General features: G+C 60.8%; 10 protein-coding genes and 1 pseudogene. 6 read left to right on the top strand and 5 right to left on the bottom strand.

The window, feature by feature from the left end:
* Positions 1-864 precede the first annotated feature (864 nt).
* The 3 genes from NKI35_RS00480 (at position 865) to NKI35_RS00490 (ending at position 3,094) form a co-directional block, all read left to right on the top strand.
* A complete protein-coding gene (locus NKI35_RS00480) occupies positions 865-1,317 on the top strand; it encodes a hypothetical protein (RefSeq protein WP_352738029.1) in 453 nt (150 codons plus the stop codon).
* Positions 1,314-1,709: a hypothetical protein gene (locus tag NKI35_RS00485; protein ID WP_352738031.1), complete on the top strand. Its 396-nt coding sequence runs from the start codon at positions 1,314-1,316 to the stop codon at positions 1,707-1,709. The genes NKI35_RS00480 and NKI35_RS00485 overlap by 4 nt, the downstream gene beginning before the upstream one ends.
* A 494-nt stretch (positions 1,710-2,203) precedes the next feature.
* Complete coding sequence (locus tag NKI35_RS00490) at positions 2,204-3,094, top strand: hypothetical protein (protein ID WP_352738032.1); 891 nt, start codon at positions 2,204-2,206, stop codon at positions 3,092-3,094.
* Between the two features lie 459 nt (positions 3,095-3,553).
* Here NKI35_RS00490 and NKI35_RS00495 read toward each other — a convergent pair whose 3' ends face one another.
* Positions 3,554-5,113, bottom strand: a complete 1,560-nt coding sequence (locus NKI35_RS00495; protein ID WP_352738034.1) for a hypothetical protein — start codon at positions 5,111-5,113, stop codon at positions 3,554-3,556.
* A 139-nt stretch (positions 5,114-5,252) separates the two neighbouring features.
* On the opposite strand from NKI35_RS00495, the gene NKI35_RS00500 reads away from it, so the two are divergent.
* The gene (locus tag NKI35_RS00500; protein ID WP_352738036.1) at positions 5,253-5,609 is read left to right on the top strand and encodes a VOC family protein; all 357 of its coding nucleotides are present in this window, start codon (positions 5,253-5,255) and stop codon (positions 5,607-5,609) included.
* A gap of 551 nt (positions 5,610-6,160) precedes the next feature.
* Positions 6,161-6,427 (top strand): hypothetical protein, encoded by a 267-nt coding sequence (locus NKI35_RS00505; RefSeq protein WP_352738038.1) that lies wholly within the window; start codon positions 6,161-6,163, stop codon positions 6,425-6,427.
* A 395-nt stretch (positions 6,428-6,822) separates the two neighbouring features.
* Here the strand turns inward: NKI35_RS00505 and NKI35_RS00510 are convergent, their stop codons facing one another.
* From NKI35_RS00510 to NKI35_RS00525, 4 genes are all read right to left on the bottom strand, one after another.
* Positions 6,823-7,398 (bottom strand): cation efflux transmembrane domain-containing protein, encoded by a 576-nt coding sequence (locus NKI35_RS00510; protein WP_023673757.1) that lies wholly within the window; start codon positions 7,396-7,398, stop codon positions 6,823-6,825.
* A 139-nt stretch (positions 7,399-7,537) separates the two neighbouring features.
* Positions 7,538-8,689, bottom strand: coding sequence for a YVTN family beta-propeller repeat protein (locus NKI35_RS00515; RefSeq protein WP_352738040.1), 1,152 nt, complete (start codon positions 8,687-8,689; stop codon positions 7,538-7,540).
* A 75-nt stretch (positions 8,690-8,764) separates the two neighbouring features.
* Positions 8,765-10,045 carry a GNAT family N-acetyltransferase gene (locus NKI35_RS00520; protein WP_023704301.1) on the bottom strand — a complete coding sequence of 427 codons (1,281 nt, stop codon included), beginning with the start codon at positions 10,043-10,045 and terminating at the stop codon, positions 8,765-8,767.
* The gene (locus tag NKI35_RS00525) at positions 10,045-11,448 is read right to left on the bottom strand and encodes a lipopolysaccharide biosynthesis protein (RefSeq protein ID WP_352738042.1); all 1,404 of its coding nucleotides are present in this window, start codon (positions 11,446-11,448) and stop codon (positions 10,045-10,047) included. Before NKI35_RS00525 ends, NKI35_RS00520 begins: the two co-directional genes overlap by 1 nt.
* Before the next feature lie 187 nt (positions 11,449-11,635).
* Between NKI35_RS00525 and NKI35_RS00530 the strand changes: the two are divergent.
* Positions 11,636-12,257, top strand: a pseudogene (locus tag NKI35_RS00530) (IS1595 family transposase); the annotation flags it as partial.
* Positions 12,258-12,398: the final 141 nt, after the last annotated feature.

Genomic DNA, 12,398 nt, shown 5'->3' on the forward strand with positions numbered 1-12,398 from the left:
ATGCTTATTGCAGAGCAGCCGGCAATTACCGCCTAACTTAGGAATGGCCCGCCGGCTTGCCCTATGTGGATTATGTGCGTGAGGGTGATTGCCCCTTCACTTAGGATACGCCTCTCCGGTTGCCGATACATGCTTGTGGGTGATTGCCCCACACCCCAGGAAAGGCTCCCCGGTTGCCGGTACATGTTTGTGATGAGTGATTTACCCCTCCCTTTAGGAAAGGCCCCTCCGGTCACCTGTCCATGCTTGTGGGGATTACGACAGCCTTCAGGAAAGGCCCCTCCGGTTGGCGATACATGCTTCATGGTGTCTTGCGTTGGCGGGATTACCACCCCCTTCAGGAAAGGCCCCTCCGGTCACATACCGAACGGGTGAATACGACTTCCCCTAGGAATGCCCTCCCGGTCACATACCAATACATATTTATGAGCGTTGCACCTCACCAGCCACCGAGCGGTGTTGTGCCCTCTACCTTTTTGGTTCCCGTAACGTCGGGCACCACTCATTCCCTCTCTTCGCCAGAAGAGCCAAGGTCTCCCGAATGCGGGGGTCGGCTTGTTCTGCAATCTTCGACACAGGACGCTGAAAAGGTCCTTCATCCAAACACGCATCGAGTTGTTTGGGCTTCCGGGTGTCTCCGAAGCCCTGAAAACCGGGTGTGTGGGCTCTCCACCGCGACCGGCATTACAGCCTGTTCCACTGTTTGCCCGGCGTCCTGTGTCTCCTTTTATCCACTGTCCCATCCCCGTCCGCGAACACGCGTGTGTCTGTCACTCTCTGTTTTCCACCGCCCCGTAGGCCCACTTCAGGCCGCCCGAGCGCCCGCCGCTCGCGACCCTCTCTCTAATTTTTTGGACCCCGTAAATGACGAACATTACAAAACCGGGCGGACCGACCCCAGGCCGCCCAGAGACCTACCAAACGATCCCGAACGACCACCGCCGCTGGGGAGCGTTGAGCGAAGTCGTTCTCGTTCCGATCAATGACCGGAAGCGAGGCCGAATGCTTTTCGCCAAGGTTGAGCGATCGGCCTTCGACAGTTTGCCAGAGCGCATAAAGAACGCCTCATGGGCCGTCGTCTTGGACGGCACCGCCACGGACAACATGCAGTTTTCTGTCAGAGCGTGGGCCGCAGGAACTCTCGTGACTGTCGCTCGCATCATCATGGACGCGAAACCCGGAGAGTACGTTCGGAACGTCAACGGCAACCGCCTAGACCTCCGCACGACTAATCTTCGGCTCCAAGGAAGGAAGGCCGGCGACCGCTACAGCAAGCGGCATGATCTCGCCATCGTCCGACAGGCCGCCACCGTATGAGCATCTACGAAACGTGTGAGTGGTCTGACAACTATCGGGCCGTGGTCGCCACCATTGGCCCCAGCTACCGCGTGATTGTGGACCGCAGGGCCTTTGGCTGGTCCCTACAGCAGCGCCGTGCACGGAAGGGGAAGTGGTTCAACATCGCGTCCATCGTCGGCTTCCGCGGCAACCTGTCAAAAGTCGCTCTGCCCCTGATGCATAGCGGCCATGTGAAAGACCACGGGATCACGCAGGAAACGATAGACGCCGCCCTGGCGCACTTGCCCGAACGGTTCTCCCCCGAGCCCACCTTCAACCACCTCACTGTCAACACTCGGCCCCCGCCCGAGACCCCGGCGAGAGGGTCCACTTCCTACAAGACGGCCCACGACATCTTCGACCCAAGGTAGGGCGAGGCCGTGACGATCAAGCCCACCCACTAGCACCGCTCGAAAGGAGCAAAGGTATCTCCACACTTACTCACGGCGTCCCCGCCGCGACCCTTACCGTTGAACTGTTCGGCACATACGGCGCACGGCACAGCAGCCACGCCATCGACTTCAACGGACGCAAGAGCCCCAAAGACCCTCTAGGGCCGCTGGCCCGCCTTCTCATCCGCGAGGGCTTCGACCCAGACACCCGAATGCATATCGTCCGCGACGGCCTTCCAATCATCAAGCGTGACCGCAAGCTCTCGGCTTGGGCCGGAGAGGATTGGATCGACACCCAGACCGAGGTGGCGAGGCGCAGGAAATACTCCCCGTTTCCGACTGGTGAGGCCCTTTCTGGGGCTTCGACCAACTGGACGGAGGAAAGCACCGTCCACGCCTAGCGCCTCTCCACGAACCGTTTCACCGATAACCAAAAACCCCAATAACACCCCGAAGAAAAGCGAGACACACTCATGGCAAACTACGCCGACTTTCAGATCACAGCAGACACCGCCCGAGACGCACAGGCGGCCGCCGAACAGGCGCGTATCACACCCGCAGCCGCTCCCTCCGTTCAGACCAGCCGCAAGGTTCAGGTAGACACCCACGGCGACGGCCGGCAGCTCACGAAAGACCTTAGCGCCCGCACCGTGATGACCGAGCGCCAAGTCCGCCCCGGCAACGTCATCATCCCCGGCGTCGGCGAGACCACCATAGAGGCTGCACGGGCCGCCGGATTGCTGCCGCCGGGTTTTGATGGGCCTGTCGGGGGTAAGACCGCCGCCCCGGCAGGCAACCAGCAGGGCGAACAGCAGACGAAGGGCGAGGCTCCCGAAGGCACATGCCAGCCCGACGCAACCGACCTCGCGGCCGACATCATGGGAGCCCTCGCGGGCTCTCTCGGGGCCGAAGCGGTGGAGACGGGTATCTGGCAGGCCGCCGAGACTGGCGACGTTGAAAGCAGCGTTCCAGAAGGCGTCACCGAAGACGCCGTGGGCGCGATTGTCGAAGGCTTCGTCGTCCAGGCCAATTCCGTCTTGAACGCCCTTCCGGGTGGCGTGGCGTCAGTGGACATGTTGTTGGAGACGCTCTCTCCTGCCGAGCTTCGTGAAGCCCGCATGGCCACCATCCACAACGACAGGGAAAAACTTGCCCACTTCGGCAACGCCGCTTTGGGTCGGATGGAAACGCTTCCCTACCAAGATCCCGCAAGCTTCAAGGCGTTGCTCGCAGACATGCCGGCGAAGGAACGCAAGGCGCTTACGCTCAACGAGAACAGCGGCGAGTGGAGCGTTAGGGTCCCAGGCAAGCAGGCCATGTCCTTTGGGGCCGCCGTCCGCGCCGGCATCGTCCGCGTCGGCTAAGGATGCCCTCGACATTTCACCAGCCCCGAGCCTTTCTCGAATGGCAGGCGAGGGTTCTAAGGAGGAGAGACGCCCATCTCTACCGCGTCTCCCATGACGGGCGGGGCAACTACACCGTGACATGCCCCAATGCCTACAAAGACAAGCCCGTCTACTTCCCTGCCGACGACACCCCGCCCGCTGGTCCAGCCGCGCTGACGGGGGTGCGAAAGCTCCGGGCCTAGCATCGCCCGCCGCTCCACCACTAGGCGACGCCCAAACCCCGGCCGAGGACTGGGATGCAGCGGTCCGTAGCCGCTAAATCCAGACTTCGGCTAACCAGCACAATCACAACAATCCAGCGGGCTCCGGTGCAGCGACGTGCCGGGGCCTTTTGTCATCAACGCCATAGAGAATGAATGAGCGCCAGCCTCGCCGGCGCCATTAAGAACCGGTCTCTAAGGCGAAAGCGAAGTCGGCTCATCGCAAATTGAACATTCGATTGAGCTCACCTTCAGACGGGGTCCTAACCGAGAAAATACCACTTGTCTCGTTCGGCCCGGCGGATTGGTCGGTGACATAAATAGCTTCACCGTCAGTTGTGGCTTGGGTGCCTATCGGCTGGGACAGGGGAGCGCCTCGCCAGAGAATGCCGGGCGTGCCCCCCGCGAAAGGAAACACGAATATTGACGAGGTAGTTCCGTCTGCGCCTATTTTCATCAAAGGCGCATGGCCCCGCGCTATCGCGGAGTCCTTTTTCGGATGAGCGAGAGGGCCATTCCATTGAAGTGGCTTCTGAAATGTAAATTCTGATGTTGAGACCTCGGTGTCTCCCTCCAGTATACGTGCATTTACGCTCACATTTGCGAGACTTACATCGCTTCGCAAAATCACGGCAGCCAGACCGCCTGACCGCTGCAAGTCTTCATTGTCGAACATTTTTACCACTGATTCATCGCCGAACCGCGTGGTGCCGCTTGGAGTTACACTTAGGCGGTAACCTGGTGCCATCCCATCAATTTTGAGCGCGACTGCGCTATCTTCGGTCACCAGAATTCGTTCCGGAGGACCTAATTCCAGAGGCGATTCTGATATCACTTCTGATCGAAAGACCTCGGGCGTCCCCTCATAGGGAAGGGGCGATCGTCCGGATTCATCAAGTCTCCCCGATCCGATGTCAATGAATTCGACAAACTTTCTTTCTGGAGTTTGGAACGCATCGACGCCAATTACTATAACCCACTCATGTTCTGGAAATAACTCTACTGGAGTGCCACCTGCGAGCGGTATTTTGAATATCTTTCCACGCCGAAATTTTTCCGTCGGCATTTCAGGGCGACTCATTTCTTGACCAGCGGCCCAGTCGGCGAGCACTATTGAATCGCCTACCACTGCCACTCCCTCGGGGCTTCGGAGAGGCGGTCCGCTGAAAATTATTCGCGGCTCGCCCGGCGTGCCGTCTTGATTTAGGGGGATTGCAAATACCTTTGCACCTTCGCCAGTGCCGGGTTGCCGGGGCGTCGGCTCAACACCTAAGTCGGAGATGATAATTTCTGGCCCTAAAGCGCCTTGGCCGGGTGAGTAAGCAAGCCATTTAGAGGTTTCTAGCAGCGGGCCTCGGTAGAAGATTTCCAAGGACTTGGAGTCTAAATCGAATTTCCATATTGTTGCCCGTTCTTTATGCTTCCCATCCTTGCCAGTGTCAGAGATGAACAACCTTCTTCCGACTAGAATTACTCCTTTAGTTTGTATGAGTGGCGATCCTACGTATAACGGCTCCGGAAGATATTCGTTCGTGACTGCAGATATGCCGGACAGGCTATCTGGAAATCCAAGCGATAGGATGGGCTCTCCGTTCACTCCCGGCTGATTTGCCATAATAGTTGTAAGGAAGTCGGTTTGCGTGGTGGTGCCAAATCTTCGCTCCACAACTGTCGCCGATTTGCTAGTAGCCTCAATCGCGGGCGCTCCGTGTGCGAGGCCAATTGCCAGAGAGTACATGATAGAAAAAGCTGCTATGGTCGATAGCGTTTTAGACATCGATCCCTCCTCTGCCGGTTCTTTTTGTAGTTATGTGTTGAAACTGCGAAATTCCTTAGGGGGACAACATAGGCACAATGTCTTATGCGAGGCAACTCCGCTGCGCGACGGGTTATCTCTGTGAGGTAGTATTATGCACATGACGCACGTGGTCATATATGTCTCGGACGTGAAAGATTCCCTCGCTTTTTATTCCATGCTGCTGGGACTGAAAGTCAATTTTTCTCGGTTTGAGAATGAAGATGTCGCCTCCGTTCAAGCAGGCGGCATAGATATAATTCTTCATCACGATAGGGATTTGCCGGCAGAGGAAAGGGCCCCTCGGGGGCGCTCAATCTTTATCGAGTTTGGAGTTGAAAATGTTGACGAAGAGTTTGATCGGTTACGAGGGAAGGCCCTAATCGTTAGAGAGCCAGTGACCATGAGTTTTGGCTTGCGGCAGGGCTACATCGCTGATCCCGACGGGTTTCTGATCTGCTTGTCCTCGGCAGAATAAGATTGCGCCTTTGGAGGTGGCTAACACAGCTCCACAAGGAGTTGTTGCAGCGCGGGCTGTAGCGCCTGTGCGTCGAGTCGCTGTCCATCGAGACAGGGGTGTGTCAAACCTCGGTCATTTTGCCCGTTCGGCTTCTGTATAGGTGCCGATTGTGAGCATAGTGCGTTGCTCATGACTCCGCTCTGGTAGCAGTCTGGCTCCGGTCGGGCTAGCGGTGCGCCACAAGATGGTCCTCGGTGCGCCCTGCCTTGGATCAGGCCAGCAAGGCGCAAACCTTTGTGCGTGGGGCCGCCAATGCCGTCCTGAAAGGCGAGGAGATGACGCAATCGCGGGCGAGGTCGGGGTGGAGCGCCTTCGTGTCGATGGGAACTCCCCTACCCCTCTCAGCGATCTTCGCCACCTCGAAGACATGCTGGAGAGAGCGCGATTTGGGCGTCGGCGAGAGCCATCCCCGATTTTTTGCCTCTCGTTCTCGAAAGGGTTGAAGTATAAAGTCCGCTTCCTACATGGGCAGTTGGCGACTTTGCCTAACAGAGAGGACTTTTAATATAATGGAAGAATATACGAAATATGGTGACCTGAAAAAGCGTCAGCAACTTCTCGCAGAAAAGCTTCAGCGATACGCGGACATTCTCGGCAATGCCGCTATTGCGCGGGCCTCTGGGGTGAGTACCGCGATTGATCAAGAGCAAGAGGAATTTGTTCGCGCTTACGACGAGACACTCGCGAGGATCGAGGAGCTTGCCGCCGAGGAGGAGAAGTTGTTGGTTGCAGAGGGTATCCTCCCCCCGAAAGACGGCAACCTTCCCTCAAAGTGACATGTAATGCAGGGGCGGCACGGGACTGGTGCCGGCCACCTTTGCTCGGCTTTAGCCTTGACCAAGGTACACCGACGAGCTACCAAAGAGGTACACCGAGTTTCTCGGCGCCTTGGGGCGACGCCTTCTAAACCCTTGGCCTTCAAAGGTAAAACTCCGGTCGGTGTGCTGGTTCGAAATCCCCCGCCGTCCCGGCTAGGGGCACCATTTTTTATCTCACGCCAGTTCGCTTCGGTCACGGGCTCCGATGGGGCGGCCTGACCGGCCGACGGGCGGTCGCCCTTGCGAACCCTCCGGGTTCGAACAGTGCCTCGAACACAGAGCCAACCGCGGCTGCTGCGAATGACAGCGATAGCGCCAATCAGCGGCGGCCGGTAGCCCAGCTCTACGTGCTCTCAGGCCGCCGCACGGTGTTCTTCACGGGCAGCTTCCCACACTTCCCGGGCCGCGTCGGCGTTCATGACCGCGATCCCCAATCCCACCGCCAAATCGGGCCACGCGGAATGCCAGAGCAAGGCCGTGACCAACCCTGCGGCAATAATGGCGATGTTGGCCAAGGCGTCGTTGCGGGCCGACAGGAAGGCCGCCTTTGTGAGGCTGCCGCCACGATGCCGGTGCGCGGCCAGCATGTAGGCGCAGGACAGGTTGACGGCGAGAGCGCCAAGTCCCGCCAAGGTCAAGGCGATAGGCTGCGGCGGCACCGGCACGTTGAACTTTTCCCAAGCCGTCCAGAGCGTTGCCAGACCCGGCATGAGAAGGATGAGCGCCAATGCCATCCCCACCCGCGCACGGGAGCGCACAGACCAGCCAAGTGCGAGCAGGATGAGGAGGTTCACGGAAGCATCTTCAAGAAAGTCGATGCTGTCGGCGAACAGGGACACTGATCCAATGGCGAGCGCCACAGCGAACTCGATCCCGAAATAGGCAAGATTGAGAAGCGCGACGATGAGGACGATGCGGCGGAGGTTCATCTTCTGGCGGTATCCGAAACCAGTGTGTGGAGCTACAGCTTCGCGGTGTCCAAGGAAAGCCCCTGCTCGTTCCGGGTCCCGGCCGATGGGCGGTTGCCCTTGCGACCTTTTGCGTTCGAGCCGCGCCTCGAACACGGACTTAGCGCATATTCCCCGTATGCCCTTGCGAATACCGCCCCGGCTGTGGCCACACCGTCAGGCCGTGCGGCTCTGAGCCAACCCGAAACTTGGTCACCGCGCCTGATGTCGTGTCGATCATGTAGGCGGCACTGTCGAAGCGGCCGGACAGCCATAGTTGTTTGCCGTCGGCGCTGACGTTGCCCATGTCGGGGCTGCCGCCGCCGGGGATCGGCCATTGCGTGACGACCGCGCGGGTAGCGAAGTCGATCACGCTCACGCTGCCCGGTCCCTTTGCCTGGCCCTGCTCCATCTTGTGCGAGCCCCGGTTCGAGACATAGAGCCGCTTGCCGTCGCGGCTGACGACGAAGCCATGGGCGCCGATGCCGGTCGGGATGAAGCCGATCTCCTTGAAACTGTCGCCATCGACGAGGAACACGCCGTCATTCATCATGTCGGCGACGTAAAAAACCTTGCCGTCGGGCGAGAGGCGGATGTCTTGCGGCATGCCCATTTTCGAGAAGTCGAGATGGCCAAGCACCTTCTGGTTCTTCAGGTCGATCTTTGCCAATCCGCCATTGTCGTATTCGCAGGTGAAGATCGCGTAGGCCCCGTCGGCCGAGAATTCGGCGTGGTTGATGCCGGGGCAAGTGGGCGTCGGCAGGCTCGACTTCAGCGCCATGGTGTCGGGATCGCGGAAATCGAGCCGCTCCAGGGCTTCGTCGACGACGATGGCCGCGCCCGGCATGAAATACAAATTGTAGGGGTCGTCCACGGCGATCTGCGGGCCGGGCTTGCCGGTCATCGGGTCGATCGGCGTGAGGCTGCCGTTCTTGCCGGTGCCATTGTTGGCGACCCAGAGCGTCTTCAGGTCCCAGGACGGCACGACGTGCTGCGGTTTGCTGCCGACCGGGAACCTGTCGACTTCCTTGAGCGTCATGGTGTCGATTACCGTGACGCTGTTGGAGGGGCGGTTCGGCACATAGACGCGCGGCAGTGCACCCAGCGTGGCCGGGCTGAGATGGCCGGCGGCGGTGTGGCTGTAGATGTTGATGGACGGCGCGGGCTCGCTGCAATCCTCGGGACAGCTATCGGCCCAGGCGCGGACAGGCAGCAGCGCAAGCAGCAAAAAGGCCGCACGGGGACCGGCGTGACGCAAAAAGGTTCTGATCATCAGGATGGCTTGTCGTGAAGGCCGGCCGAAATTGCCGCCGGAGCCATAGCTGGTGTCTTGCCGTTGATCCAGTGGCTATCGCCGTCCCAGCAAACTCTTCACGCGGTTGCGCAGCAGACGGGCCATGTTGCGGGTCTCGCGGTAGAGATGCAGCTGCGAGGCGGCCTGGCGGGCGAGGCGGTCGGCATCCGGCGTCAGCCCGATCACCAGCGAGCCCATCGGCTTGCGCTCGCTCCACAGCCGGCTCATCACCGGGTGGTCGGGCACGGCGCAGGAATCGGTCATCATGATGTTGGGGTCGTCGAGATGCTGCCTGGTCACCTCGATCATCAGCAGCGTGCCCGGCGAATAGGTCGCCAGCGTCTCGTCATAGGCGGTCTTCCAGGTGTAGGCGACGCCGGCTTCGACGAAGACGACCAGGCAGGCGATGGTGCGGCCGTCCAGCGTCAGCGAATGGATCCGGCACAGATCCTGCTCGGCCAACCGGTGCACTGCCTCGCGAGCGAAGGCGGCGCGGTAGCGGTCGATGGCCATGGCGGTGCGCTCGCGGCCCTTCCAGCCGGCGGCTTCCAGCGTCAAAAAACTTTCGATGGCGTGGCGGATTTCGTCGGGGCCACGCGCCACGATATGTTCCAGTTTGCCGAGATCGCCCAGGCGCCGCTTCAGGCGGCGGAACTCGCGATAATGGTGCGAACGCAGCGACGCCTTCAGATAGGCTTCGCCTTCGAGCGTGCTTTCAAGCACCGGCCGGTCCGCCTTGCCGGTGGTGACCATTGTCAGGCCGCGCGTCTCGGCAACGGTGGCAAGCACGCTGGCCAACGGGCCGTCGAGGCGCATGTCGGGCAGCACGAAGACCTTCGGCAACTTGAGATGCGGCCGCGATAGCATGCCGAAGAAATCCTCGACGACGCCGATCGGGTCGTCATGGTCGACCAGCGGTGTGCCGATCGGGCCGAACGGGCTCGACCAGGTGCGCATCACCGGAACGCCGAGCGGCACGGCCGGCCGCTCGACCGAGAACGGCACCAGCAGGCGCAGCCGGTTGCGGTATTCGTCGCCGTCGCGGATCACCGCCAGCTTGACCTCGCGATCTTCCAGCCGGGGCATGGCCGGCGCCAGGAAGCGCGGGTTGAAGAAGACGTTGGGCTCGATCGTGCGGGTGCACAGATAGTCGAGTTCCTCGACCAGTTCGAAGCCGGCCGAAGCCGGATAGATCGCCAGCTTGCGCAGCGGCCGGTTGTTGGCGAGGATCTCGAGATGCGCCGGATCGGCGTCGCGCGCCAGGCCGGCAAGGCCCGACACCATTGCGCCGGCCGGGCCGCCGCTGGTTTCCTCGATCAGCGGGATGGCGGCCATCAGGCGGCTCCCTCGGCAGCGGGCACGAAGATCAGCATGACGATGCCGAGCTTGCGCCAGACGGTGAAGGACAGGGCGCTGGCCTCGAAGACCATGGCGAGGCTGGTGGCGATCGCCGCCCCCCACAGGCCAAAGAGCGGGATCAGCACCACGTTGAGGCCGATGTTGAAGGCCAGCGTCATGGCATAGACGGCGGCGCAGATGTTCTGGTTGCCGCTCATCGTCAACAGGCTTTCGCAAGGGCCGACGGCGGCGCGCGCCACGACGCCGAACACCAGCAGGAACAGCAGCGGATAGCCGGCGGTGAATTCGGGCCCGAACAGCACCAGCATCGGTTCGCCGAGCGCCAGCACCAGCAGCGCCATCAGCAGCGACGGCCAGAACGTCCACGACACGGTCTCGCGGGCGAAGGCGGCGAGCTTTTCCGGTTCGCCATGGGTGAACTGCGCATAACGCTGGGCAACGCCGGCCTTGACGGAGAAATAGACGAAATGCACCAGCGCCAGCGTCTTGACGGTGGCGAAATAGACGGCGACGTCGTTGGGTTTCAGATAAGCGCCGACCATCAGCACATCGGCGTTGGTGAGCAGGAAGAAGAAGCTCTCGACCAGGAAGATCGGCAGCGAGACGATGAACCACTCGGCGAAATGCACCTTCATCGGCCCGGCCGGGATATTCCTGCCCATGCGCGTGGTCACGCCGATGAGCTGGCCGAGCGTGGTGGCGTAGGTGGCGGCGATCGAGGCGAAGATGGCTGTCCTGGCGTCGGGCGCATAGCCCATTGCCAGCATCAGCGCCATCAGCGCCAGGATCAGCACCGGCCGCACCAGATAGGTTGGCGACAGCGCAAACAGCGCCCAGGAATTGGCGCGTGACTGGCCTTGCAGCAGGTCGCCCATGGCGATCATCGGCAGGCAGAACAGGCCGAGGATGAAGGGCATGACATAGTAGCTCTCGATCCAGTTCGCGCACAGCCAGACGCCCAGTGCGCCTAGTCCGGCGATCGCGGTTGAGGCAATCAGCACGAACAGGCGGCTGGCGACCACGATGCCGCGCAGCTCGGCCAGCATGTTGCGTTCGCGATATTCGGGGATGAAGCGGATGACCGAGGTGTGGAAGCCGAGGCAGGCGAGGTTGCCGACGATGACCATCGTCACCCAGACGAGGACGAAGATGCCGTATTCGAACGAGCCCATCCAGCGCGCCATCAGCACCTGGCTGATGAAGGCGATGACGGCGCTGACGATGCGGATGGCAAAGGCGATCAGCGACATGCGGCCGGCTTCGCCGCGTTCGTCGGCGGTGAACAGCACCGCATCGATGCGGCCAAGCAAAGGCCCCATGCGCAGCGCCAAGCGCTGCGGCAAGAACCGCCCGGCCGTCGTCGCCGCGGAAAAGCGCACCCCGATGTCTCTCCGTTTTCCGCCTGTTTCCAAGGTTTCGGTGTAGCGGAGACACATTAAGAAAGGGTGGGCAGGTGCGGGTGCGCTTCCCCTTCTCACAGTACCGCAAGATCGTGCCACAGACGGTGCTTTGGCGTAGTAGAAACGGATGCGCCGGAACGGAGCGGCATGTCGGCCGTCCAGTTTTCGCGATCTGGACGTGCAGTACGAGACTGCTTTTGTGCTTCACACGAGCTACGCGAAGCCCTGTCGGCTGAAGCCAAGAACGAAACCCTTGAAGGCGAGGTCGAGATTGACGCCGCTTACTTCGGCGGCGTGTGCGCCCAGCGACCGCGTGGAGGACCGCAAGGGCGTCGCGTGAAAGCGAACCAGTCAGGCCGCCGCCGCGTTGTCATCGCAGTGCGCGAGCGCACTGGCGCACGTTGACGTTCATAGGCCACCGCGAAGCCGAAGGCGTGGACGTTGCCCGCGCGCATGTTGGCTGGCACCAAGCTGTTTGCCGCGAGGCGAGCCGTTGGGGCGTGCTGGAAGGCGAATTTGCGTCGACCCGCATTAACCATTCGGAAAGCTACAGCGGCTGCCACGGCAAACATACGAACATGGTGGAAAGCTATTTCAGTCGCCTGCGTCGCATGGGCGCTGGCCAGCACCACCACGTTTCGCACCGCTACCTCCACCAGTACGCCAATCAGGCCGCATGGCTTGAGGATCACCGTCGCGGGTCAAATGGCGGAAATGCCAATGCCCTGCCTGGCGTCGCGCTCAATCATGCAGTGAGCCGCGTTTGGGCTGGGTACTGGCAACGCTAGGTTCGCGTCGAATCAGGTTGTAGTTTGTGCAGTGCACAATCTAGACGAGTCGACCAGAATCAGGTTATAGGAGAGAAAAATATGCAAAGATCGCAAAAATAGGCGCGGTGGGAGGAACCAACCAAGCCTCTGAATATACAG

Source organism: Mesorhizobium sp. M0676 (assembly GCF_040320535.1).
GTDB lineage: Bacteria > Pseudomonadota > Alphaproteobacteria > Rhizobiales > Rhizobiaceae > Mesorhizobium.

Coding starts and splice junctions, on each gene's coding strand:
- NKI35_RS00480 (WP_352738029.1), top strand. CDS start 865: ATGACGAACATTACAAAACCGGGCGGACCGACCCCAGGCCGCCCAGAG.
- NKI35_RS00485 (WP_352738031.1), top strand. CDS start 1,314: ATGAGCATCTACGAAACGTGTGAGTGGTCTGACAACTATCGGGCCGTG.
- NKI35_RS00490 (WP_352738032.1), top strand. CDS start 2,204: ATGGCAAACTACGCCGACTTTCAGATCACAGCAGACACCGCCCGAGAC.
- NKI35_RS00495 (WP_352738034.1), bottom strand. CDS start 5,113: ATGTCTAAAACGCTATCGACCATAGCAGCTTTTTCTATCATGTACTCT.
- NKI35_RS00500 (WP_352738036.1), top strand. CDS start 5,253: ATGACGCACGTGGTCATATATGTCTCGGACGTGAAAGATTCCCTCGCT.
- NKI35_RS00505 (WP_352738038.1), top strand. CDS start 6,161: ATGGAAGAATATACGAAATATGGTGACCTGAAAAAGCGTCAGCAACTT.
- NKI35_RS00510 (WP_023673757.1), bottom strand. CDS start 7,398: ATGAACCTCCGCCGCATCGTCCTCATCGTCGCGCTTCTCAATCTTGCC.
- NKI35_RS00515 (WP_352738040.1), bottom strand. CDS start 8,689: ATGATCAGAACCTTTTTGCGTCACGCCGGTCCCCGTGCGGCCTTTTTG.
- NKI35_RS00520 (WP_023704301.1), bottom strand. CDS start 10,045: ATGGCCGCCATCCCGCTGATCGAGGAAACCAGCGGCGGCCCGGCCGGC.